The 22,872-nt window shown below is 40.7% G+C and carries 22 protein-coding genes, 1 tRNA gene and 1 pseudogene; 11 read left to right on the top strand and 13 right to left on the bottom strand.

Annotated features, from left to right (window positions below):
* Positions 1-194 precede the first annotated feature (194 nt).
* The 6 genes from kamA (at position 195) to WFY05_RS08295 (ending at position 5,180) form a co-directional block, all read left to right on the top strand.
* On the top strand, positions 195-1,514 hold the full coding sequence (gene kamA / locus WFY05_RS08320) for a lysine 2,3-aminomutase (protein ID WP_340112339.1): 1,320 nt from the start codon (positions 195-197) through the stop codon (positions 1,512-1,514).
* Between the two features lie 104 nt (positions 1,515-1,618).
* Positions 1,619-2,458, top strand: coding sequence for a putative beta-lysine N-acetyltransferase (gene ablB / locus WFY05_RS08315; RefSeq protein ID WP_340112336.1), 840 nt, complete (start codon positions 1,619-1,621; stop codon positions 2,456-2,458).
* 2 nt (positions 2,459-2,460) lie between these two features.
* Positions 2,461-2,646 carry a hypothetical protein gene (locus WFY05_RS08310; protein ID WP_340112335.1) on the top strand — a complete coding sequence of 62 codons (186 nt, stop codon included), beginning with the start codon at positions 2,461-2,463 and terminating at the stop codon, positions 2,644-2,646.
* 3 nt (positions 2,647-2,649) lie between these two features.
* Complete coding sequence (locus tag WFY05_RS08305) at positions 2,650-2,880, top strand: hypothetical protein (protein WP_340112334.1); 231 nt, start codon at positions 2,650-2,652, stop codon at positions 2,878-2,880.
* A complete protein-coding gene (locus WFY05_RS08300) occupies positions 2,877-4,283 on the top strand; it encodes a sodium:solute symporter family protein (protein WP_340112333.1) in 1,407 nt (468 codons plus the stop codon). Before WFY05_RS08305 ends, WFY05_RS08300 begins: the two co-directional genes overlap by 4 nt.
* A 192-nt stretch (positions 4,284-4,475) precedes the next feature.
* On the top strand, positions 4,476-5,180 hold the full coding sequence (locus WFY05_RS08295) for a mechanosensitive ion channel family protein (protein ID WP_340112332.1): 705 nt from the start codon (positions 4,476-4,478) through the stop codon (positions 5,178-5,180).
* A gap of 82 nt (positions 5,181-5,262) precedes the next feature.
* Here the strand turns inward: WFY05_RS08295 and WFY05_RS08290 are convergent, their stop codons facing one another.
* The 5 genes and pseudogenes from WFY05_RS08290 to asnA all read right to left on the bottom strand — a co-directional run bounded on the left by WFY05_RS08290 (position 5,263) and on the right by asnA (position 11,596).
* Positions 5,263-8,496 carry a S41 family peptidase gene (locus WFY05_RS08290; RefSeq protein WP_340112331.1) on the bottom strand — a complete coding sequence of 1,078 codons (3,234 nt, stop codon included), beginning with the start codon at positions 8,494-8,496 and terminating at the stop codon, positions 5,263-5,265.
* 932 nt (positions 8,497-9,428) lie between these two features.
* Entirely contained in the window at positions 9,429-10,001 is a 573-nt protein-coding gene (locus WFY05_RS08285; protein ID WP_340112330.1) for a hypothetical protein, read from the bottom strand.
* A 143-nt stretch (positions 10,002-10,144) separates the two neighbouring features.
* Positions 10,145-10,249, bottom strand: a pseudogene (locus WFY05_RS22255) (Arm DNA-binding domain-containing protein); the annotation flags it as partial.
* A gap of 136 nt (positions 10,250-10,385) precedes the next feature.
* Positions 10,386-10,459 (bottom strand) — tRNA-Arg (locus WFY05_RS08280).
* Between the two features lie 102 nt (positions 10,460-10,561).
* A complete protein-coding gene (gene asnA / locus WFY05_RS08275; protein WP_340112329.1) occupies positions 10,562-11,596 on the bottom strand; it encodes an aspartate--ammonia ligase in 1,035 nt (344 codons plus the stop codon).
* A 122-nt stretch (positions 11,597-11,718) separates the two neighbouring features.
* Between asnA and WFY05_RS08270 the strand changes: the two genes are divergently transcribed.
* Positions 11,719-12,894, top strand: coding sequence for an MFS transporter (locus WFY05_RS08270; protein WP_340112328.1), 1,176 nt, complete (start codon positions 11,719-11,721; stop codon positions 12,892-12,894).
* Here WFY05_RS08270 and WFY05_RS08265 read toward each other — a convergent pair.
* Entirely contained in the window at positions 12,891-13,676 is a 786-nt protein-coding gene (locus tag WFY05_RS08265) for an MBL fold metallo-hydrolase (protein ID WP_340112327.1), read from the bottom strand. The genes WFY05_RS08270 and WFY05_RS08265 overlap by 4 nt on opposite strands.
* A gap of 68 nt (positions 13,677-13,744) precedes the next feature.
* On the opposite strand from WFY05_RS08265, the gene WFY05_RS08260 reads away from it, so the two are divergent.
* A complete protein-coding gene (locus WFY05_RS08260; protein ID WP_340112326.1) occupies positions 13,745-14,443 on the top strand; it encodes an SAM-dependent methyltransferase in 699 nt (232 codons plus the stop codon).
* Between the two features lie 91 nt (positions 14,444-14,534).
* Here the strand turns inward: WFY05_RS08260 and WFY05_RS08255 are convergent, their stop codons facing one another.
* The 5 genes from WFY05_RS08255 to WFY05_RS08235 all read right to left on the bottom strand — a co-directional run bounded on the left by WFY05_RS08255 (position 14,535) and on the right by WFY05_RS08235 (position 19,219).
* Positions 14,535-15,605, bottom strand: a complete 1,071-nt coding sequence (locus tag WFY05_RS08255; protein ID WP_340112325.1) for a hypothetical protein — start codon at positions 15,603-15,605, stop codon at positions 14,535-14,537.
* Between the two features lie 234 nt (positions 15,606-15,839).
* On the bottom strand, positions 15,840-16,952 hold the full coding sequence (locus WFY05_RS08250) for an NUDIX domain-containing protein (RefSeq protein WP_340112324.1): 1,113 nt from the start codon (positions 16,950-16,952) through the stop codon (positions 15,840-15,842).
* Positions 16,953-16,972: 20 nt separating this feature from the next.
* A complete protein-coding gene (locus WFY05_RS08245) occupies positions 16,973-17,515 on the bottom strand; it encodes an FKBP-type peptidyl-prolyl cis-trans isomerase (RefSeq protein ID WP_340112323.1) in 543 nt (180 codons plus the stop codon).
* 56 nt (positions 17,516-17,571) lie between these two features.
* Positions 17,572-18,081 (bottom strand): FKBP-type peptidyl-prolyl cis-trans isomerase, encoded by a 510-nt coding sequence (locus WFY05_RS08240; RefSeq protein ID WP_340112322.1) that lies wholly within the window; start codon positions 18,079-18,081, stop codon positions 17,572-17,574.
* Between the two features lie 109 nt (positions 18,082-18,190).
* Positions 18,191-19,219, bottom strand: a complete 1,029-nt coding sequence (locus tag WFY05_RS08235) for a DHH family phosphoesterase (protein WP_340112321.1) — start codon at positions 19,217-19,219, stop codon at positions 18,191-18,193.
* A gap of 106 nt (positions 19,220-19,325) precedes the next feature.
* Between WFY05_RS08235 and WFY05_RS08230 the strand changes: the two genes are divergently transcribed.
* Positions 19,326-19,745 (top strand): nucleoside-diphosphate kinase, encoded by a 420-nt coding sequence (locus WFY05_RS08230; protein ID WP_340112320.1) that lies wholly within the window; start codon positions 19,326-19,328, stop codon positions 19,743-19,745.
* Between the two features lie 63 nt (positions 19,746-19,808).
* Here the strand turns inward: WFY05_RS08230 and WFY05_RS08225 are convergent, their stop codons facing one another.
* Together WFY05_RS08225 and recF are read right to left on the bottom strand one after the other, a co-directional pair.
* Positions 19,809-20,099 (bottom strand): DciA family protein, encoded by a 291-nt coding sequence (locus WFY05_RS08225; protein ID WP_340112319.1) that lies wholly within the window; start codon positions 20,097-20,099, stop codon positions 19,809-19,811.
* A complete protein-coding gene (recF, locus tag WFY05_RS08220) occupies positions 20,096-21,202 on the bottom strand; it encodes a DNA replication/repair protein RecF (protein ID WP_340112318.1) in 1,107 nt (368 codons plus the stop codon). The genes WFY05_RS08225 and recF overlap by 4 nt, the downstream gene beginning before the upstream one ends.
* A 181-nt stretch (positions 21,203-21,383) precedes the next feature.
* On the opposite strand from recF, the gene WFY05_RS08215 reads away from it, so the two are divergent.
* Entirely contained in the window at positions 21,384-22,070 is a 687-nt protein-coding gene (locus WFY05_RS08215) for a tetratricopeptide repeat protein (RefSeq protein ID WP_340112317.1), read from the top strand.
* Between the two features lie 165 nt (positions 22,071-22,235).
* Positions 22,236-22,724: a 6,7-dimethyl-8-ribityllumazine synthase gene (ribH, locus tag WFY05_RS08210; RefSeq protein ID WP_340112316.1), complete on the top strand. Its 489-nt coding sequence runs from the start codon at positions 22,236-22,238 to the stop codon at positions 22,722-22,724.
* Positions 22,725-22,872 lie beyond the last annotated feature (148 nt).

Raw genomic sequence — 22,872 nt, 5'->3', positions numbered from 1 at the left:
ACAAAATTTGTATCAACGGTTTTTAAAGCTAGCATGAACACAAAGTAAACAAAGCGTTTACCCCATTAGTTCAATTTTTGTAATCGTAAAATCCTTCAAATTTAGTTCGTATAGAAACATTTAAAAAATGTTATTACTTTTGTCTGCTGAAAAACAGACAGCAAAACCTTTAGTAATCATCGAAAATTACTTTTATGATTTATAATAGTGTACAGCAAAAAATCGCAAATAAAATTGAAGAAGAGTCCAGAATCAGCAATTGGAAAGACTGGAAATGGCAATTGAAACATTCCATAAAATCGCTGGATAAATTTGAAGAACTGACCGGAATCCGGTTCGATGAAAAAGAACGGGAGAACCTGCATAAGACCTTTGACAAATTTCCACTTTCAATAACTCCTTATTACCTGTCGTTAATCAGCAAAGAGAATTTCAGAAACGACCCGGTATTTAAGCAGGCTTTTGGAGGCATTGAGGAACTGATTACCTTGAAATCAGAACTCGAAGATCCGCTCTCGGAAGACAGCGACAGCCCGGTTGAAGGCATCACTCACCGATATCCGGACAGGGTGTTGTTTCATGTCAGTAATATTTGTTCGATGTATTGCCGCCATTGCACCCGTAAACGTAAAGTTGGCGACATCGATTTTGTGCCATCGAAAGCGCAGTTGAAAAAAGGAATAGAATACATTGCCAATACACCTCATGTGCGCGACGTACTACTTTCGGGAGGCGACCCGTTTATGTTGCCCGACAGTATGATCGATTGGCTGCTTTCGGAGATTTCTGCCATTCCACATGTTGAAATAATTCGTATAGGAACCAGAATGCCGGTTGTACTGCCCTACCGCATCACCGATAAGCTGGTAAATATTCTGAAAAAATACCAGCCGCTTTGGATCAACACTCATTTTAATCACCCCAACGAAATTACAGCTTCGGCCAAAGAAGCGCTGGCAAAACTGGCTGATGGAGGTTTTCCTCTTGGGAATCAATCAGTGTTACTGGCCGATGTTAACGACTGCCCGCGAATCATGAAATCGCTGCTGCATAAGCTTGTACAAAACAGGGTTCGACCCTATTATTTATACCAGTGCGACCTTTCTGAAGGACTTTCACATTTCAGGACTCCTATCGGAAAAGGAATTGAAATTATGGAAAGCCTGATCGGCCATACCAGCGGTTTTGCTCGGCCAACTTATGTAATTGATGCTCCCGGCGGTGGCGGAAAAATTCCGGTAATGCCAAACTACATCATTTCGTGGTCGACCAATAAAGTAGTGCTTCGGAATTACGAAGGCGTAATTACAACGTACAAGGAACCCGACAGTTATGAACAAAAAATGTGCGACAGGGACTGCGACAACTGCAACCTGGAGTTAAATGTAAAAGAAATTGACGAATCGGATGCGATTGGCATTGAACGATTGTTGTCGGATTCCAACGATTCGATATCGCTTGTACCCGAAGACAATGAAAGACACTTAAGACGAGAAGACGAAATTGTTGAATAACGATATAATAAGAACAATACAGAAGAAACAATAAACAGACATTTAGAAAAAATTAGAACAAAGTGGCGTGTTAATCCGTCACAATTAAAACAATTTAGAAAGCAATGAATCAAGATAGATTTGAAAAAATTGGAAAAGGAACGCTTATTCATCATGGCGATTACAACAAGCGAGTTTATTTAATGAAACTCGATAAGCGTGATCTACCGGGTGTTATAGGAGAAATCAATCAAATTGCACGAACAAACAAGTACACCAAAATAATCTGTAAAGTACCACAAAGTGCATCGCCGCATTTTCTGGCTGATGGCTTTTTTACCGAAGCCCAGATTCCACGATTTTACGACGGAAAAGAAAGTGCCTTTTTTATGTCCAAATTTTTAAATTCCGACCGTCTGATGGGCATGGAAACCGAACAGCTGAAATATTTTGGAGGCATGCTCGAGAAACGCAACGGAACAGTTGCCGATATTATTGAGCCCAACGGCTATCAGGTACGACGTTTGCAAGCGGAGCACAGCATGGAAATGGCAGCTATTTATCGCGAAGTATTCGATAGCTACCCCTTCCCTATTTACGATGAGAAATACATTGAGGAAACCATGAAAGACGAAGTGCAGTATTACGGTGTTGAAAGCAAAGGGAAATTAATTGCGCTCGCTTCTTCCGAAATGGATAAAAAAGGCTTGAATGCTGAAATGACCGATTTTGCAACGCCGAAAAAGAACAGAGGTAAAAAGCTGTCGTTGATGCTATTGCAGGAGATGGAAAGACAAATGAAGGACCAGGGATTCAAAACGCTTTATACCATGTCACGCCTCAACTCTGTAGGCATGAACAAGACCTTCTTGCGATCGGGCTATACTTATTCGGGAACGACGATTAATAACACCAATATTGCCGGCCAGATCGAAAGTTTGAACATATATTATAAACACATATAAACATGAATTTAGGAAATAGATGTCAGTTTGCAGCAGAATGCCCCATTTTTCAGGGTGAAGAGGAAACAAAAATCGAGCTTTCCTTATTCAGAAACGTATTTTGTAACCGCGGCTATAAAGGCTGGAAAAACTGCGACAGATATCTCGAATTAACAAAACAGAAAGAAAATAACGAAAAAAACTACTAATAAATGGACGATAAAACCGAAGTAAAAATTCAATCAATTGATAACCAGTTCGAAAAAGATATATTATTGTTTTTAAAAGAAAACGGGAAATCGATTTACGGTGAAATATTTAAGCAACTCAAGATCTCCGGCAGACGCGGCCAGGAAGCTATTTTTTCACTGCTGAATAAGGGGCTGGTTAAACATCCTGAAAAATCAACACATATCGAATTAAATGTTGATCTCAAAGCATGAGTTGGATCGATCTGTCGATTTTTATCGTTTACCTGGCTGCCATGCTGGGTGTTGGAATTTACTTTTTACGGAAAAACAAAAACACCGATGATTACTACGTTGGAGGAAGAAAATTAAGTAGTATTCATATTGGTTTGTCGGTGGTGGCCACCGATGTGGGCGGAGGTTTCTCCATTGGATTGGGAGGCCTGGGTTTTACCATGGGGCTTTCAGGAAGTTGGTTGCTTTTTACCGGTCTGCTGGGTGCCTGGATGAGCGGAGTATTTCTCATACCACGTATTTCAGAACTGGCCCGACGAAAAAGTTTTTTATCTTTTCCGCAATTTCTGGAATATATTTTTGACAGGCGGGTCGCCTTAATCGCCGGAATAATTTCGGCCATTGGATACCTGGGTTTTACCAGCTCGCAGATTCTGGCCGGAGCTAAACTGGCTTCGTCTACCTTCGACGGACTGAACCTTAATTATGCCTTGTTGATTATGGGAGTAATTGCCGTTGTGTATACTGTACTTGGCGGTTTAAAAGCTGTAATTTACACCGATACCATTCAGTGGATTGTTTTAATGGCAGGGCTGATTTTTGTTGGCATTCCCATTTCATACTACAGCATTGGCGGATATGAAGCCATAAAAAACACGATTGAACCAGAGTTTCTTTCGCTTCAGAACATTTCCTGGCAGCAAATCATAAACTGGATGTTTACCATCATTCCAATCTGGTTTATCGGAATGACATTGTACCAGCGCATTTATGCCGCTAAAAACACCAGGGCAGCACAAACAGGATGGTTTATTGCCGGTTTGTTTGAATATCCTGTAATGGCTTTTATGGGTGTAATTCTTGGAATGTTTGCACGCGTTGCGGTTGAAAACGGGTTGCTTGCCGGCTATACACTGACCAATCTCGATGCCGAAATGGGGCTTCCGGTATTATTGAAAATCGTACTGCCGGTCGGATTACTGGGCATTGTTCTTTCAGCTTATTTTTCGGCCATTATGTCGACAGCCGACAGTTGTTTAATGGCGGCCTCGGGAAATATCCTGACGGATGTATTGAAGAAACATGATTCACCCAACAGTCTGCGATTCTCGCAATTGCTTACACTGGCCATAGGCACCATCGCCTTATTGCTGGCCTTAAAAATGACGAGTGTTTTAGAACTAATGCTCCACTCTTACTCGTTTATGGTTTCCGGGATGATTGTACCTGTGCTGGCAGCGCTGTTTACCAAACACCCGAATTCGCGGGCAGCCTTAGCGGCTATGATTACCGGCGGAACAACTACACTAATCCTGATTATTGGAAATTTCCAACTGCCCTTTCAACTCGATGCCAATATATTTGGAATAGGCTTATCCGCAGTTGTCTATACCATTTCCAGTGTCTTCTTTAAAAAAGTTTAGGTAAATTAGGTGTTTCATTTGTTACTATAGAAAACAGGTAAAACCATTTACATGAGCATGGATAGTCTTAAAGATTTTCTGGGGTTCGAATTTTTTACGTACAAAGATTTCACTTTCACGGTAAAATCCCTCATTATAATAATTATAGCCTTCTTTATTACGAGGTTGTTATTGTGGATCATCAAAAAAATCATGTTTCGTAAAAAGGACATTGATTTTGCCAAACGAGGAACCTTACATTCTGTCTATCAGATTGTTGCCTATGTGCTTTGGATCATTACCATTTTAATCGTCCTGGAATCGTTCAATGTTAAAATAACGGTTCTGCTGGCCGGTTCAGCCGCGTTACTTGTTGGCGTGGGGCTGGGACTTCAAAACACATTTAACGATTTTATTTCGGGTTTTATCCTTCTTTTTGAGGGATCAATCAAAGTGGGCGATATCCTTGAAGTAGACGGCGATATCATCAAGATCAGAAAAATAGGAATACGAATATCGGAAGCGTTTAACCGTGACGACATCGTGGTTCTCATCCCCAACTCCATCATCACAAACAATAAAGTGATCAACTGGAGCCACCAGTCGAAAAAAACGCGGTTTCGAATTAAAGTGGGCGTGGCATATGGCAGCAATGTTGAACTGGTTGAGCGTCTACTTCTCGAAAGTGCAAAAGAACATCCCGAAGTTGTAAATGATGGAATGATTCGTGCACGTTTCGTGGATTTTGGAAACTCATCACTCGATTTTGAGCTGTTGTTTTACAGCCAGAATATATTCAGAATCGAAAATGTAAAATCCGACATCCGGAGAACGATCAACCGAAAATTCAACGAAAATCAGGTTACCATTCCTTTCCCGCAAATCGATCTTCATGTGAGATCGGATGATACAAAATAGTTTCACTATTCAGAGGAACTTATTCAAAGCAATAAAAAACAGGGAATATTTCAATTCCCTGTTTCATATTATTAAATGTTGACTACCGCGATTCGTAAGGTTCGTGTTTTGGCCACGATACCGGATTTTTCTGCAACTGATCTTTTACGATCTCAATTGCTTTTTCCAGTTGATTATCTATCCCTTTAGCCAGTTTCTCGTGATCTTCGGCCACCGGAACATCCGGATCGACACCATGTCCTTCGAGGAACCATTTTCCATCAGGATCATACATTCTGAATGTTGGTGCAGTAACATTTCCTCCATCGATCAGTGAAGGAGTTCCGCTTATCCCAATCAAACCGCCCCATGTGCGCGATCCAACCAGCGGTCCGAGCTCGGCTTTGCGGAAATAATCGGGGAAGGCATCTCCTCCGGATCCGCTCCAGCCATTTATAAGCATTACTTTTGGTCCGAAATGACCAACCGGCGGCCATTGCCAGTCGTGGCCGTCACGAACGGCCCAGTAAGCCAAAGCTTTGCGGTTTAACAATTCAATAAAACGATCGGGAATCTGCCCACCGCTGTTAAAACGCTCGTCGATGATCAAACCATCTTTATTCCATTGTCCGTAAAACTGGCGAGCCAGCTCATTTTGCCCATCAATTCCGGTGCTTCGCACATAAATGTAACCCACTTTTCCATCGGTAGCTTCGTCTACCCTCTGGCGTTTGGCTTCTATCCAGGCTAAATGACGAAGCCTCGATTCATCATCAAGCAATTTTACAACCACTTTTATGGCATCAGCTTCCGAAGTCGTCTTGCTAACCGTAAGTTCAACGGTTTTGCCGCCCAGCCCCTGAAACGCGGCAGCTGGCTCGTTATCCACTGATAGAGGTAGTCCGTTCACTTTCAAAATATAGTCTCCTTCTTCCACGTCAACTCCGGGCTCGGCAAGTGGAGAACGTGCTTCGGCATCCCATTTGGCGCCTTTCAATATATTTTTGATTCGGTATGCACCATCGCTAATCGCCCAGTCAACACCCAAATATCCGGTTTTCTGACGAGGTGCTTGTTCCAGATCGCCGCCGCCTTTGTATGTATGTGATGCGTTCATTTCGCCGATCAACTCTCCGAGGATAAAGTTCACATCTTCGCGGCTGGCAGCCTGTTCAATTAGCTCACCGTATTTCTTTTTCAAGGCATTCCAATCCAATCCATGCATGTTTTTGTCGTAGAAATAATCACGTTCAATCCGCCAGGCATCGGCAAACAATTGTTTCCATTCTTCTTTCGGAACCACATTCATTTCCATATCCTGAAGTGGCACGAACTTTTCTGCTTTCTGATTCTCATTTACACCGATTACACTCAGCTGGCCTTTACTCATAACCAACATTTTTTCGCCGTTCGCAGCAATAACAAATCCATCGGCATTATCAATAATCGTTTTGAGTTCGCGATCTTTTAAGTCCCAGTAAACAACTGGCCTTTTTGCATTTTCACCACTGGTATTCGTCAAGTCATGAAAAATCACTTTTCCTTTGGTAGCTGCCAGGCTTTGATAATTACCTGCATCAACCGGCAATATAACGAGGCGTTGTTCCAATCCGTCAAAATCAGTGTTAATTGCCTCTTCCTCTTCTTCCGATTCGTCTTTTTCTTCAGTTTCCTTGTCACCGTTATTATCTTCGTCTTCTTTTATCTCTACCCTATCATTTTCAGGTTCAATGGGAGATGGAGTATCTTTCTGAAGACTGATAGCTGCAATTTGTGATGACTTTGAATAAATAAAAGTGTTATCGAAATCGCTGTAGTCGGGCGTCATCGAGCGGTTTGTGATCACATAAAGGTATTTTCCGTCCGGATCGAAGGTAGGCGAAGTATTGCTGTAAAATTCAGACGTTACGGCATGTTTCTGATTTTCCTGTACATCGTAAATAAACACGACTGAATTACGGTTCTCTACTCCTCTGCTCCACGTCACATAACGGCTATCCGACGACCAGGAAACAGAAAATCCTTGCAATGGACCGTGCATCATCCACAGTGCTTTATCTATTTCTTTGACCTCGCCGCTTTCTACATCACACACTTTTATGCTCATGGTTTGATCAATAAAAGCCAGTTTCTTCGAATTTGGTGACCAGTACAAATCGTAGCGAAACCCGGGTCCCAGTGAAGTAACAGTTTTTGAGGTTTCCTTTTCAACATCATAAAGCGTTAGTTCATATTCTCCTGAAGCATCGCTCCACCACGCTATTGTTTTTCCGTCGGGCGACCAGGCCGGCGAACGTTCTGCAACACCTGAACTTTGGGTAAGATTCAATATGAATCCTTTTTCGGCAGGGAGTGAGAAAACTTCTCCACGTGCTTCAGCTATTACACGATTTCCGTCGGGAGAAATATCAGCTCCTATCAGGTATTTGTTCACTTTTACATTTTTTGGCATACTTGCCATTTGGTCGGTAAGCACAGTAATCTCAACTTGTTTGGTTTCTTCGGTCGACAGGTTCATCAAATACAAATCACCACCCGCTTCAAAAACCAGATCATCTGGTCCAATTGAGGGAAAGTGAACGTCAAATTCAGAAAAATCAGTGACCTGACGATTTGTTTTCGAATCAACATTATAGCACCAGATATTGTATCGTTTTTCAGGACCATTATCTGACAGGTAATAAATTTTATTTTCGCTCCACATGGGTAACTCATCACTGGCATTGTTATTTGTAATGTTTTGGGTGGTGTAATCCTCCAGGTTCATTACATAAATATCTGGGGCCATTCCTCCCCGGTATCTTTTCCATGTTCGGTTTAAACGCGATTTATCGGTAAAAGCCAAATACTTTCCATCGGGAGAAAAAACTCCGACTTCGGCATAAGCAGGAGGCAGAACTTCGGGTAATCCTCCGTCTTTGTCAATGGTAAATAACCGCGAAAAACGCTGCCTGCCACTTTCCTTTGAAGTGGCAAACATAATCTTTTCGCCACTGGGATGCCAGTCGGTAACGATACTGCCACGCCAGGTAATGCGTTGAGGAAGTCCCCCGTTAACAGGGACGGTGTAAACATCCATTGAGCCATCGTAATTGGCCGAAAAAGCCAGGGTCTGTCCATCGGGTGAGAACTTGGGTTTTACTTCCTCTCCTTCGGGAGAACTTAATCGCGATGCCTGTCCGCCATCTTTGTCAACCAGCCAGATATCACCGGCATAAACAAAGGCAATTTTTAATTCAGAAACATCGGTATACCGAAATAGCGAAGCATCTACCTGTGCCGCTGATGACAGAGCAACAAACATGGCGATGACAAGCAGAAATAGATTTGTCTTCATGTTATTTTTTTTATAATTATGGTTACTAAGTATTAGCTAACAAAATGCACATTGAAAAGTTTGTTGATTCCAAAATCATGAAGTTATTTCAATCGATTTTTAGTTTTATGTAAGTTATTAAATATGATTGAATTAATCTAAAGTATCAGCAGAATTATCGGAAGGAAAACACAAATCGCTTGTGGGAATCAACGCTATTCAATAAGCGGAAATATTAATAAGGATGAAATGACATAAAAAGAAGCATCCCGTAAACAGGATGCTTCAGTTTATAAATTCTCCTTTATCGGATCATACAACAGAAATTTCATTTCTGTTCGAAAAAACGAATCGATCCAATTCTTAAATAAAATCTTGAGGTTAGAACAATTGATGAGTCTGCGTCCTAAACTTCGGCTAATTATTTATCGGCAAATGTTTTTCTCTTTTTTTGTCGCCATATAAAAGTTTGTACAGCAGTACAAGGCTGAAAATGAATCCAACAAAAGAGATCGCGAATAAAACAAATAGAAAAGTTTCCATAATACTAAATTTTGGTTTGTAAATGATACACATGTCTGTTTCCAGATTGTGCTGTGTATTTAAAATTTGTTTAGTTTATACTCCTGTAAAGCACATTCCCCTTATCAAAAGTCAATCCAAGTATTGTAAAAAACTAAAATTCAACACATTAGCAATCTACACCCCAAAAAGCAATCGTCTCTATATGGGACAATGTTTCGAAATATTAGAAAATGCTGAATATAATTAGGTCTATTTACTCCAGTATTAGTGGTCAACTTAAATCGTGGAAGTGTGGTCACATTAAACGGCTCTTCCAATTAATGAAAGAAAAAAATCTTATACTGATAAAGCAAAGTTTTCACGAAAAACATCAACCAAATTCCTGAATTACGAGGTTAATACTTCTTAGAGAACTGAAATTGTTGAAGCTAATCCAAGTTATCGGTTGAGTACACGAGTAGAAGAACTTTGTAATTTAGCACAACAGATATTTCTTCCTGACTTTTATTGATGAACTTACAATTAATATTCCCTTTAGCTGCATAGAGAATGAAATGGCTGTTTTCATCTAATTTTTTAATTTCTGCAATTGTATGTGTACCACCATCTTTGATGTTGGTTAGGTAGTCGCCCTGTGTGTAATCTTTGAATCTCACAGCAGCTTCGAAATTACATAAGTCTTTAATCCCTACGGAATTTTGAATGTTATAATTGCCTTCTCCTGCAGAAATAAAATCATCTAAATCAGTATAATGCATAATGTGTAGATCTATGTAAAAATCTGAATTTTCAAATTCACCCACATTTACACGAGTACCCCTCTTATTATCACAAGTTTCTGTGTCATAATATGACAATTCTTCTACGATACCATCATATTTTTTACCATTTACCTCTACTTCCAGATATTCCTCACTCAGAGGATCATCTTTTTTGTCACTACAAGATAAATATGAGATAAATGAAACAACAATTAATAGGTTTAAGATAGATTTTTTCATGATTTATGTTTTACATAAAAATCCAAATATCATGCCAGAGAGTACCCTAGCTTTATTTACTTGATTGTTTCTTATAGGTAGAAACTTACTTAAGGCAAAATTTTGATTATCCAAACAATAGTTTAGCACTTTTTTTTGCAGTCCTAGTGATTTTGGGTTACAGAAATACCTAGACTTTTGTATTTCCTCTTACCATCCTTGTTTACATGCAACATTCGCGGATTCTCGCCATTAGCAAGGGTTTTAGACTTAAAACATACTACTTAAACTGGAGTATTCATGAGGTAAAATGGTTTACATCTTGGGTTATATTGCTCTGTAAAAACCTGCGTATAAAAGAAAAATCAGCTAATTACATTTAACGGTAACTAGCTGACCTTTTAGTACCCCGGACGGGATTCGAACCCATGACCTACTGCTTAGAAGGCAGTTGCTCTATCCAACTGAGCTACCGGGGCAGCCTTATTTTGCCGTGCAAAAGTATAAATCAAATTGCAAAAAACAAACACGAATCTGCAATTTACAAATTCGGCTTTTGTAAAATGCACATTTCGAACAGTTTAAAGCAGATTGATTCCGTTTACTTTGCAGGTTTCAATCATTTTATCGGGCCAGATACTCGATTGTATTTCACCAATGTGAGCCTTGCGTAAAAAGTACATGCATAAACGCGATTGACCGATACCACCACCAATGGAAAGCGGTAGTTCGCCATTTAGCAGTTTCTGGTGCCAAAGCAATTCTTTTCTTTCTTCGGCTCCTCTGATACGCAGTTGCTCGAGCAATACTTCGCGGTTTACCCTGATCCCCATCGACGAGATCTCAAAAGCACGATTCAACACGTTGTTCCATAATATAATATCGCCGTTCAGTCCTTTGAGACCATTACCGGTTGGTGTACTCCAGTCATCATAATCGGGTGCACGTCCATCGTGAATCTGTCCTCCGGGCAATTCACCACCAATACCAATTACGAAAATAGCACCATGTTTTTTCGCCTCTTCGCTTTCGCGTTCAAAAGGAGTTAGCTCAGGATATTTTGCCTCTAATTCTTCGGCATGAACAAAGGTAATTTCATCGGGTAATTCGGGTTGAATATCCAGGTAAGTTTCGCAAATGTGGAACTCGGTTCTTACTAATGCGGCATAAATTTTCTTTACAATGTATTTCAGGTAATCGAGGTTGCGTTGATCTTCACTGATAACACGTTCCCAATCCCACTGATCGACGTACAAAGAATGAATATTGGTCAGTTCTTCATCAGGCCGGATGGCATTCATATCGGTATAAATACCAAATCCTTCCCTGATTCCCAATTCAGCAACAGCCAGGCGTTTCCATTTTGCCAGCGACTGCACAATTTCAGCTACCTGCTCATCCATGTCCTTCATCGGGAACGAAACAGGACGTTCAATTCCGTTCAGGTCGTCGTTGATACCAGTACCCTGCTTTACAAAAAGTGGCGCTGTAACCCGCCGCAAACGCAACTCGGAAGCTAAATTCAATTGAAAAAAATCTTTGATTTGTTTAATCGCTTGTTCGGTTTGATTCACATCCAAAACCGATTTGTAGTTCTTTGGAATAGTAATTTGCATGATCTTTTTTGTCTTATTGTCTGTTATTCGCAAATGTAAAACTCTTCTTTTAAACTCATCCCACCAATCGGACAATTTTCATTCTAAATTATTCAGATGGATTGCTATTTTTGCGCCGTAATATGTCGCAATTCAGCAAAAATATACCGCGCCTTTATCTGGTAAAAATCTCGAAATGGTTTAACATGGTAATGCCCATCCTTGTGCCATTTTATAAGGATAACGGCATGGGTATGCACGAAATTTTTGTATTGAAAGCCATTTATTCGGTGGCCATTGTTGCCATGGAAATCCCGTCGGGTTGGATGGCAGATGTTTGGGGCCGTAAGAAAACACTGATTCTTGGAAGCATTCTCGGTAGTGCCGGTTTTCTGATCTACAGTTTTTCCTATGGATTTTGGGCCTTTGTGATTGCTGAAATCATTCTTGGAATCGGTCATTCCTTTGTTTCAGGTGCCGATTCGGCTATGCTTTACGATAGTTTAAAAGCCGATAAAAGAACAGACCGGTACATTCGGGAAGAAGGAAAGATCACTTCCGTTGGTAATTTTTCAGAAGCGATAGCCGGCGTAATAAGTGGCTTACTTGTTTATTTTAGTTTACGTGCTCCTTTCTATTTCCAATTTGCTGTTGCATCCATGGCCATTCCTGCCGCGCTAACCATGATCGAACCAAAAGTACATGCCAAAATACAAGCATTATCGGTTAAAAAGCTGGCAATAAATATCCGAAACACTTTTGTCCGGGATCAGAATTTGCGTATTTCCATTTTGCTTTCAGCAGTAACCGGTACAGCCACACTTACTTTTGCCTGGTTGGTCCAGCCATTCTTCGAAGCTATCGGGCTGCCCCTTGAAATGTTCGGTATTTTGTGGACGGCGTTGAATTTAACGGTTGGTGTGTCATCGGTTTTTTCATATAAAGTGGCTCAATTTCTCGGGAGACGCTGGTCGATATTAATGGTAATACTTGTGCTTTCGGCCGGATATGTGCTTTCCGGAACCGTTATTTCCTACTGGGGACTCGCATTTTTATTTATTTTTTACCTAGTGCGTGGAATTGCAACACCAATTTTCAAAAACTACATTAATCAATACACAGAAAGCGAGGTTCGGGCCACTATGCTATCTGTCAGAAATTTTGTGATCCGGATTACTTTTGCAGGAATTGGCCCTTTATTGGGATGGATCACCGATAACATCAGTTTGAACAAAGCCTTTTTACTCGCCGGAATTCTTTATCTTACAGCTTCTCTGATTATTGTGTTTCCCTGGTTCAAAAAAGGAAGAACCGACTAAAGTTCCAGTTTCAACCCGTCATAGGCCATAAAAACATTTTCCGGTAATTCTTTTTGAATAGCACTGTAGGTACCAAAATTATGACTGATGTGTGTTAAATAAGCTTTCTCCGGCTGAACTTTCTCAATAATTTCAAGCGCTTCATCGAGGTTAAAATGAGAAATGTGTTTTTCTTTCCGAAGCGTATTTATGATCAGAATTTTACTCCCGATTATTTTCTCCATCTCTTCTGCAGGGATCGAATTTGTATCGGTTATGTATGTTAAATCACCAATACGATAACCATAGACCGGAAGTTTATGATGATAACATCGAACCGGTGTAATTTCAATCCCATCAACTGCGAAGGGCGCATTATCCACTTTTTTCAGTTTCATCTTCGGAATTCCCGGATACTTGTTTTCAGCAAATACATAACTGAATATTCTCTTGATGGCTTCCTGTACACGTTTCTCCGCATAAATTTCCATCGGATGTTTCTGTATCCAGTTGTAAGACCGAATATCGTCGAGGCCAAAAATATGATCGACATGCTCATGCGTCAGCAGAATGGCTCGCAGCGAACCAACGTTTTCGCGCAACATTTGCTGACGAAAATCGGGTCCGGCATCAATCACCAGGTTTTGCCCGTTAACTGTAAGCAGCAACGACGAACGCAGCCGTTTATCACGCAGGTCGGTTGAACTGCATACCTCGCAATTACATGCAACCACAGGAACTCCCTGCGATGTTCCGGTTCCTAAAAATGTAGCTTCTATATTGGGTTGTTTCATTGGAGTCATCCGGCAAATTTAAGAAAAGCTGTAAATTTTGCAGAGAATAACTAATTTTGTCCAAATCATTTTTCTGAATGGCAGCACTCTATCTTGTACCAAATGTTTTAGCCGAAGGCAACTGGCAAAATGTATTGCCGGCTGGTGTTTTACCGGTTCTCACGAATACCCGCTTTTTTATTGTTGAGAATATACGTACTGCCCGGCGTTTTATGAAGCAGGTGAACCGCGATATTGATATTAATGCCTGTACGTTTTACGAGATTAATAAACGCACCGATCCGAAAGACCTGCCCCATTTTCTGAAACCTTTGGAAGCCGGTAATGATGTGGCCGTTATTTCTGAGGCAGGTTGCCCGGGTGTTGCCGATCCCGGAGCCGATGTAGTACGCATTGCTCATCAAAAAGAATTAAAAGTCGTGCCGATTGTTGGACCATCGTCTATTTTGCTGGCCTTGATGGCCTCGGGATTGAACGGTCAGGATTTTGCATTTCGCGGTTATTTGCCAGTAAAACCCAACGAACGCAGCCGTGAATTATCAGCACTTGACAAGAAGATCAGAACCAGTCGACAAACCCAAATATTTATAGAAACACCATACCGAAACAATCAACTTGTTGAAGACATTCTGAAGAGTTGTTCCCCTACTACCCTGCTTTGTATTGCAGAAAATATTACCGGAGAAAATGAGTTTATTCAAACCAAAACCATTCAGCACTGGAAAGGTAAAGTTCCGGATTTACATAAGCAGCCCGTAATATTCCTCCTGGGTTAAAAAGCAAAACAGGAGGCAAAATACCTCCTGTTGCGCCATGTTTCAAGGATTCAATTCTGCCCTAAACCCTGTTCCACAATCTTATAATCGATTATCTATCAACTTCTTTTTCCATACTCTTTAACTGTTCCGCCGAAAGTGGTGTCCCGAATCCTACGTATTGCAATACAGGTTTTTCCGGATTTTCAATAGGAGTCCATACACCATCTTTATGGTTTTGGTAGACCGAATTATATTCTACACCGTCAACTACAGGAATAACGCCTTTTGTTTGCATCACTTTTCCGTTCTCCAGCCAGGTGAGGTCGATCTTCTTACCGGCAACCTTAAGTACATTTTCGTTTCCGTGACAGTCTTCACACTTATCGCCGTCTTTCTTAACCGAGTGACTGAATTGCGGAGCAAAGATCAAAAGTGTTTTATTTCCCGGAGCCACAAAGGTCTGCATATTGGCAGAAGTAACTTTACCTTCGTAATTCATCAGGAATTTCCAGTGCGAAACCGGTTGTGCCACACGTTTCTTCTCATTGATCATGGTTTCTACATGGCAATTCGTACAACTGATCACATGACGCACATGGCAGGCTTTGCAATCCAGTTTATCTCCATGAACGGTATGTGCTTCGCTATCGGAGACTTCCTCGTGACAACCTTCGCAGGAAGCATCCATTGCTCCGGGTTGTTTCATGGTTAGGTATTTTGACCCATCGCCGTGCATCTCGCGTGAAGTGTGACAATCCATGCAGGTCATTTCTGCTTTAAAATGAACATCGGGTGTATTGGCCGCCTTGTCAATTTTCATGATCATTGCCGATTCGCGTGCGTGGCATTTTAAGCAGGTTTTCTGGCTGGCTGCAACCGCGGTAGAATAAACCGGTTTGTTGTTTACCATGGTTTTGTGACATTCGTCGCAGGAATTAACATGGCACCTGGTACAACCTACCTCTTCGTATGGAATTCCTGTAATCAATTCCAGCCCGCCCTGTTTTTTACTGTACCAGTACGACATTCCGTTAGCTGTTGCATGCAGGCTCGATAAATAAGCGCAATTATCACTGTTCATTTGTTGAGCCTGAACCGGCTGAACTGAAAGTGAAAAACTCAGAATAATAAGAAGAAAAGTTACGCTCAAAAAACTTTGTTTAATGATTGAATTTTTCATCGGTTATGGTTTTAAGTTAGTTGATATCTAGTCGGTTGAACTGTAAAATACATTTTAAACAATTGTAAAGAGTCAAATGCAATTTCATTAATTGCTGTTATTCAAATATACAAATAAATACCATATGTTCATTATAGAATAGTAAAATCTGCCCCTAATTTACTGTTTTAGAGCATTGTTATGCAGAAGAAAAATTACACGTAAATAAAGAATTAAGAATTGTACCTTAAGAATTTACAGGGAACCATTTTCTTTTAAAAGGTTGAATTCGTATTCGAAATTCGGAGTGAAAATGCCTTTCCCAATATTTTTCTGAACTTGATTTTTTGTCCAGAAATTAAGTTGATCAACTTCTTCAGAATAATTATTGGAGGATTCCATCTTTTTTAATGAGTTGGAATTCCTGTTCATTGCAACCTTTTTAAAATCGTGGGAGATAAACATGTAAACCAGTTCTGCTTCTACTTCCGACTCCCATTTGTACACTTTCCTAAGTTGTGCAGTAAAATCTTTTAGTCCAATTTCTTCAAAAGCTTCTTTTTTCAGCGCCTGTTCCAAAGTTTCGCCGGCCGAAATATGTCCGCCAACAGCCGTGTCCCATTTCCCGGGCTGAATCGATTTATTCACAGGGCGTTTTTGAAGGAGTATCGAACCATTATTATTTAGTACGTGCAAATGTACCACCGGATGCAACAATTTGCTTCCGTTGTGCACCTGGCTGCGTGGTGCCTGGCCGGTTACCTTTCCTTGCTCATCGACCAACGGTACCCATTCTTCCTGGCTAAGTTGCTTTTTAATACGTCGTTGCCGGTACATTTCAAACAAAAAATAAACTCCAAAAATGATGTAAAAAAGACCGCCGCTAATAAATGCCCAGGCTTCTTTGCTCATATAAAAAGTTGAATAAAAAACAAGAACGGTGTGTGCCGTAAAAATGTAGAACAGGTATTTCATGCTGGTTTGCATTTGCGCCATTTGTGCATCATTCAGTTGCACATCTTTCATGTAACGCTGCCCCATTAAACCAATAATGTTGAATGATGAAAATGCAGAAACGCCCAACACTGCGATCAGGATAAGCTCAATTAATCCGGGTTTTAGTTTGAAAAATATGTCGTTATCGAGCCAAACGGAAACAGCACCGAGAACGACCAGCAAAAGCGTATCAAAAAGTACAAACTTTTCGAATCGCTTCTCTCGAATAGCTATCCACAACATTTCGAGAATACCAACACCTACAGCAACAAATAACCCGATTTTAGTCCCCCAGATTTCATCGGCAGCGATGAACACAAAAAGAGGAATAAAACCGGGTAATAATTGCCGTAATAATTTTGTTCTGTTCATTTCACTCAGAACCTGGCGAATTATTCTTCAGGAATTTCGATGGGGATTACCTTATAAACTTCTACTTCCATTATCAGTGTTTTAAACATTCCAACACTTCCATCGTTCGATCCCCGTTGTCCGTATGCCAGTTCTGAATTAATAACCAACTTTGAACGCGATCCGGGTTGCATGTACGTAATGCCTTCTTCAAGCCCGGCAATGGAGTTCCCGGCACCGGGAATAAACCGGTAAGGTTCGTATCGGTGTCCGTCCAGATAGCCACTGGTTTGATCGATGAGAATACTGTCGATTTCTTCGTCAACAACATATAACAGCCAGGTGGCGTAATAAATCTGCACCTGATCGCCCAATTTTATGGTATCGCCTTCTCCGGTCCCTTCTTCATTGAAATAATATAAACCTGAAGCGGTTGGTTCTGCTCCGGGATGAACCTGGTCGATATATGTCTTGAGGTTCGCTAATTCTTCGCGTCTCAACTTTTCATAATCAATACCATCGTCGCAGGCAAGCATGAATACTATTCCTGAAATAAAAAATAAACCCGCCAGTATCTTCTTCATCTGATAATGTTTTTATTCTGTTTGACTTCTTCGTTTGAAGAATTTAGGGTGCAAATTTAATAAGCTTGCTTAATTTCTACCATTTCTACCTTAAAAATAAGTGTTTCGTACGGTCGAATCGGATAATACCCTGCACTTCCATAGGCCAGATCCGAAGGAATGATCAAATAAGAAGTGGTGCCTTTGTTTATGGTTTGCACGCCGTCGTTCCAGCCTTCTATCATTGGAGTTTCGTTCAGTACAAACTGATAGGTACTATCCGCACTGTGATACATTGAAGCATCAAAAATATAGCCACCCAACAAAAAGCCGGTATATTTTACAGTGCAGGTATCACCCGATACTGGGAATGGTCCGTCTCCTAACGAATCAACCACATAGTAGACACCAAGTTCGGTGGTATCTACATCAAATCCTCTCTGTGCGAGTGTGTCGAGGTAAATCGCCAGTTCCTCCTGCTCCATTGCAGCGGTTCTCTCGATCATATCATCGGTCCGGTCCTCCAAACACGAAACCACCAACACTCCGGCAAACGCCATCATCAACAACCTTGTAACTAGTTTCATTTTCTAAATTTCAATTTTATATGAACGGGAGTGAGTTTATTTTAAAACATACTCCTATTCAAACAGTTATAAATAAAAACTTCAGGAAACGACAACAGAATATCGCTGCCTAAATTTCAGTATCTAATAACTGATGTTTATACTGTGGTAAAAGTTGCGTGAACTTTTGAATTGTTTCCTCAAAATTTAATTCCGACTCACCTCCGGCAGCGTTCAGGTGCCCACCGCCATTGAAGTTATCGTGTGAGAATGCATTGGCCGGAAAGTTTCCTATCGATCGGAAAGAAGCTTTTACATACTCCTCTTTTTCGATAAAAAGAGCACTAAAAACAATATTATTGATCGAGAGCGGATAATTTACAAAGCCTTCAGTATCTCCGGGTTTGAAATTAAACTGCTCCAAATCGGCTTTGGTAAGACTGATGTATGCAGCTCTGTATTCGGGAAATACTACCATTTTCTGGTTCAGGCAATAACCCAGTAACTTCATTCTATCGGCCGAAAAATTGTGAAACACCGCCGATTGAATTTTATCTGTATCAATACCATATTCCAGCAATTCTGAAACCACTCTGAACGTATTCTTCGAAGTATTGTGGCTAAAGCCGCCGGTATCAGTTAAAATGCCCGTATAAAGCGCTTCTGCAGCTTTTGTGTCGATGTATGAACTCATTTCAGTTTGAGCCAGAACATCAACCACAAGTTCGGCTGTTGAACTGTATTGCGTCTCCGAAACGGTATGATCGCAAAATTGTGTGGGGTACGGATGGTGATCGATCAGAATTTTTGTTTTGTCGTATTTATGAATCATTTTCTGAAGATGACCCGCACGTTTTTCTTCGTTAAAATCGACGCAGACCAGCACATCTGCATCAAACAGTGCAGCTTTTGCAGCTTTTTTATCTTTTTCGTAAATCAACACTGGAACATCGGCCGAAAACCATTTCAGAAATTCGGGGTATTCGTTTACCGGTACCACGGCTACTTCTTTACCCTGGTTTTTTAATACCTGGCCCAGGCCAAGCGCCGAACCAATGGCGTCGCCGTCCGGATTTTCGTGAGGTACAATACACACCCGGGAGGCTGTTTCCAAAGCATTTTTTATTGAACTAAAAGTCTGTAATTCAGTATTTTTCAAAGCTTTATTTTTTTGAAGGGACAAATATACTAATTCTTAATCGTCGGGGAATGTTAAATAAACCTATTTTTAGTAATATTGTAGTATAACCAAACGAAAATAGAAAATGGCAGGCAAACTGACTTTTACGATGATAAAACCCAGGGCGGTAAAAGACAATCACATCGGTGAAATCCTAAAAATGATCAACGAAGCGGGCTTTGTTATCAAGGCTATGAAATTTACAAAGCTTAGCGTGGATCAGGCTTCGGCCTTTTATGTCGTTCACCAGGGAAAACCTTTTTACGAAAAGTTAGTGGAGTTTATGAGTTCCGGCCCCATTGTAGCGGCACTCCTGGAAAAAGAAAATGCCGTTGAAGATTTTCGACAGTTGATTGGAGCCACCAATCCTGAGAATGCGGCAGAAGGAACAGTGCGCAAATTATACGCCACAAGCATGACTGAAAATGCAGTGCATGGTTCTGACAGCGATGAAAATGCCATGATTGAAGCTGATTTCTTCTTCTCAAAAACCGAACGGTTTTAAGCAGACTGGAACTCAATTACTACTTATTCTTGATGATTTCAGCACTGACAAGCAGCTGAAAGTTTATTTGAAGATGATCTTCTCTACAATTTCTTCACCTGCGTTTTCGTTGATACGCCTGCAAATTTCTTCGCGCATCATAAAAAGTTCGTTTTTAACCACTGCCGAACTGATCTCGACAAACAGGATTCTTTTTCGGATATAAATGTTGCGGGTGTAATGTGCAATGGTTTTACCGAGAAGTTTTTCCCAGCCTTCCACCACATCAACTTCTTTTAATTTGCGTTCGATGCGGTGTTGCTCGATGTATTCTTTTAATACCTCGCTTAACGATTGTGTATTGCTCCTTCTCATTCTTCGAGTTTCACGGTTCCGTCCTCCACCTTAAAAATACGAAAATCTGCGTGCAATTTCTTAATTATCGTGTCGAGATGTTCGCGATTGGTGTCGGTAATAAATATCTGCCCGAACTGCTCGCCAGCCACAGTACTAATAATCTGCTCTACCCGATATTGGTCAAGTTTATCAAAAATATCGTCGAGCAAAAGGATCGGACTTAAGCCCGAAATCTCTTTTATAAATTCAAACTGTGCCATTTTCAATGCTACCAGATAGGTTTTTTTCTGTCCCTGCGAACCCAATTTCTTAATCGGATGATCGCCAAGTTGAAGCACGAGGTCATCTTTATGAATACCAACGGTGGTGTGCTGCACTACCCTATCTTTGTTTTGCGCTTCGTTTAGTGCATTTTCCAGATCCTTATCGTACAGATCGGATTGATGAATTAACCCCACTTCCTCACTTCCCTGAGAAATAAACGAGTAGTAGCGTTGAAATACGGGAATGAGTTTTTCAACAAACTGCGCGCGTTGCTCATGGATACGCTTTCCATACTCAACAAGCTGATTATCCCAAATTGCCAGAAGTTCTTTATCGAAATACCTGTCGGCGGCAAACTGTTTGAGCAGGTTATTCCGTTGCTGGAGTGCCCGGTTGTATTTCAGCAAATCGTCGAGGTAGTTTTGGTTGTACTGCGAAATAACACCGTCCATAAATTTCCGGCGTTCGTCGCTTCCTCCCAAAATAAGTTCGCTGTCGGAAGGCGAAATCATTACCAGTGGTATCAACCCGATATGCTCCTGCAACTTTTTGTAAGGCTTGGTATTTCGCTTGAATTGTTTTTTTTGTCCCTGCTGAATGCCACACGAAATATTTTCGTTCGAATCCTGGCGCTGGTACATTCCGTTCAGCATAAAATACTTCTCGTTGTGGTTGATATTCAACTGATCGCCGGCATTAAAAAAACTTTTACAAAAAGAGAGGTAATAAATGGCATCGAGCATGTTGGTTTTGCCGGCACCGTTTTTTCCTATGAAGCAATTCAGTTTGGGAGAAAAGCCAATGTTCACTTCATTGATGTTCTTAAAATTAACGATTGAGATCTCTTCAATATGCATGCTTCCCGGTGTTGTTTAAACCGCTACAAAACTATTAAAAATGGTAGCATTTTATTGAATTGTTGGTAAAAACCAAAGATTAACAGCTGAATGTTGATTATTCTACAAAATAATAAGAGCATCCCTTAAGCAGTTTTGAAAAAAAAACTATTTTTGCGGCACAATTTCGAAAAAGAACAAGATGGCTAAGAAAAAAACGGAACAAGCTGATAATTTACAGGAACTTGAAAGCGCGTTAACCAAAACGGAACAATTTATTGAAGATAACCAAACAATAATCAGCTACGTGGTTGGTGCAATTATTTTGGTAGTTGCCGGATATTTGGGATTTAACAGGTTTTATTTGCAGCCGAAGCAGGAGGAAGCCAATTCGCAAATGTTTATGGCTGAGAATTACTTTGAAAAAGATTCGTTCAACCTGGCTATTAACGGCGATGGAAACTACCTTGGTTTCCTTGATATTGTTGACGACTACGGCATTACAAAAGCAGCTAACCGTGCAAAATATTACCTCGGAATATCGTACCTGCATCTTGGACAGTACGATGAAGCCCTGGATTACCTGAACGATTTTAAATCGGACGATTTGTTGTTGGCTCCGGTAGCAGAAGGTGCAAAAGGCGATGCTTACCTTGAACTGGGTGAAAGCGATACAGCTTTAAAGCATTACAAAAAAGCTTACACCATATCGGATAACCAGCTTACCGCTCCGATTTATATGATGAAAGCTGCAAAGTTGCTGGAATCGATGGATGAACTGGAAGATGCAATGAAGATTTACAAGGATATTAAAACTAAATATCCTGAATCGACGGAAGCAACTAATGCTGACCGTTACATTGCGCGGGTAAAAATTAAACTTGGATAAGTTGAATAAAATTCAATAACTTAACCCCTCTTTCCGAGGGGTTTTTTATTTATAATACTTTGGTGATTACGAGTTTCGGGTAATATAAATCCAAATCCGGGAGCTATGTCCTGAACTCGAAAAACACCGTTTATTAAGACGTTCGAAAAATAAAAGCAAACGAATATGGCAACAAAAGATTTATCAGCATACGATATAAATTCGGTACCATCGGCAGAAGCTATGAGCTTTGGCATTGTGGTAGCCGAGTGGAACTGGGAAATAACATCGGCATTGGCACGGGGAGCTATCGATACCTTAAAAAAGCACGGTGCCACTGATGACAACATTTCGGTAAAATATGTCCCCGGAACGTTTGAGCTGCCATTGGGCGGACAGTATTTTGCCGAGCTTGACAATGTTGATGCGGTTATTTTGCTTGGCTGTGTTATTCAGGGCGAAACTCGCCACTTCGATTACATTTGTGAAGGCGTTACCCAGGGAACCAAAGATTTAAACCTGAAATACAATAAGCCGTTTATTTTTGGCGTACTTACCACCAACAATGAGCAGCAGGCCCGCGATCGTTCCGGAGGCAAATTGGGTAATAAAGGCGATGAAGCTGCGGTTACTGCCATAAAAATGCTCGACCTTAAAAATTCGTTTATCAAATAAATAGCCGAAGGATAATAGAGCGATGCTCCCGGATTCGGGCTTAAAATAGATTTGATCTTTATTTTGCTGATTTTACTGCAGTCAACCTATAAAAAAAGGGCTGCAAAATGCAGCCCTTAAACTAACTAAACGAAACTATCACCGTATC

Origin of the sequence: Maribellus mangrovi, from assembly GCF_037646455.1 — a bacterium.
GTDB lineage: Bacteria > Bacteroidota > Bacteroidia > Bacteroidales > Prolixibacteraceae > Draconibacterium > Draconibacterium mangrovi_A.
This window is presented reverse-complemented; position numbering and strand designations above follow the sequence as displayed.

Coding starts and splice junctions, on each gene's coding strand:
- WFY05_RS08215 (WP_340112317.1), top strand. CDS start 21,384: ATGGCTAAGAAAAAAACGGAACAAGCTGATAATTTACAGGAACTTGAA.
- WFY05_RS08240 (WP_340112322.1), bottom strand. CDS start 18,081: ATGAAACTAGTTACAAGGTTGTTGATGATGGCGTTTGCCGGAGTGTTG.
- asnA (WP_340112329.1), bottom strand. CDS start 11,596: ATGCAAATTACTATTCCAAAGAACTACAAATCGGTTTTGGATGTGAAT.
- kamA (WP_340112339.1), top strand. CDS start 195: ATGATTTATAATAGTGTACAGCAAAAAATCGCAAATAAAATTGAAGAA.
- WFY05_RS08290 (WP_340112331.1), bottom strand. CDS start 8,496: ATGAAGACAAATCTATTTCTGCTTGTCATCGCCATGTTTGTTGCTCTG.
- WFY05_RS08285 (WP_340112330.1), bottom strand. CDS start 10,001: ATGAAAAAATCTATCTTAAACCTATTAATTGTTGTTTCATTTATCTCA.
- WFY05_RS08230 (WP_340112320.1), top strand. CDS start 19,326: ATGGCAGGCAAACTGACTTTTACGATGATAAAACCCAGGGCGGTAAAA.
- WFY05_RS08250 (WP_340112324.1), bottom strand. CDS start 16,952: ATGAACAGAACAAAATTATTACGGCAATTATTACCCGGTTTTATTCCT.
- WFY05_RS08270 (WP_340112328.1), top strand. CDS start 11,719: ATGTCGCAATTCAGCAAAAATATACCGCGCCTTTATCTGGTAAAAATC.
- WFY05_RS08265 (WP_340112327.1), bottom strand. CDS start 13,676: ATGACTCCAATGAAACAACCCAATATAGAAGCTACATTTTTAGGAACC.
- WFY05_RS08255 (WP_340112325.1), bottom strand. CDS start 15,605: ATGAAAAATTCAATCATTAAACAAAGTTTTTTGAGCGTAACTTTTCTT.
- WFY05_RS08225 (WP_340112319.1), bottom strand. CDS start 20,099: ATGAGAAGGAGCAATACACAATCGTTAAGCGAGGTATTAAAAGAATAC.
- WFY05_RS08305 (WP_340112334.1), top strand. CDS start 2,650: ATGGACGATAAAACCGAAGTAAAAATTCAATCAATTGATAACCAGTTC.
- WFY05_RS08260 (WP_340112326.1), top strand. CDS start 13,745: ATGGCAGCACTCTATCTTGTACCAAATGTTTTAGCCGAAGGCAACTGG.
- WFY05_RS08295 (WP_340112332.1), top strand. CDS start 4,476: ATGTTTCGTAAAAAGGACATTGATTTTGCCAAACGAGGAACCTTACAT.
- ablB (WP_340112336.1), top strand. CDS start 1,619: ATGAATCAAGATAGATTTGAAAAAATTGGAAAAGGAACGCTTATTCAT.
- WFY05_RS08245 (WP_340112323.1), bottom strand. CDS start 17,515: ATGAAGAAGATACTGGCGGGTTTATTTTTTATTTCAGGAATAGTATTC.
- recF (WP_340112318.1), bottom strand. CDS start 21,202: ATGCATATTGAAGAGATCTCAATCGTTAATTTTAAGAACATCAATGAA.
- WFY05_RS08300 (WP_340112333.1), top strand. CDS start 2,877: ATGAGTTGGATCGATCTGTCGATTTTTATCGTTTACCTGGCTGCCATG.
- ribH (WP_340112316.1), top strand. CDS start 22,236: ATGGCAACAAAAGATTTATCAGCATACGATATAAATTCGGTACCATCG.
- WFY05_RS08310 (WP_340112335.1), top strand. CDS start 2,461: ATGAATTTAGGAAATAGATGTCAGTTTGCAGCAGAATGCCCCATTTTT.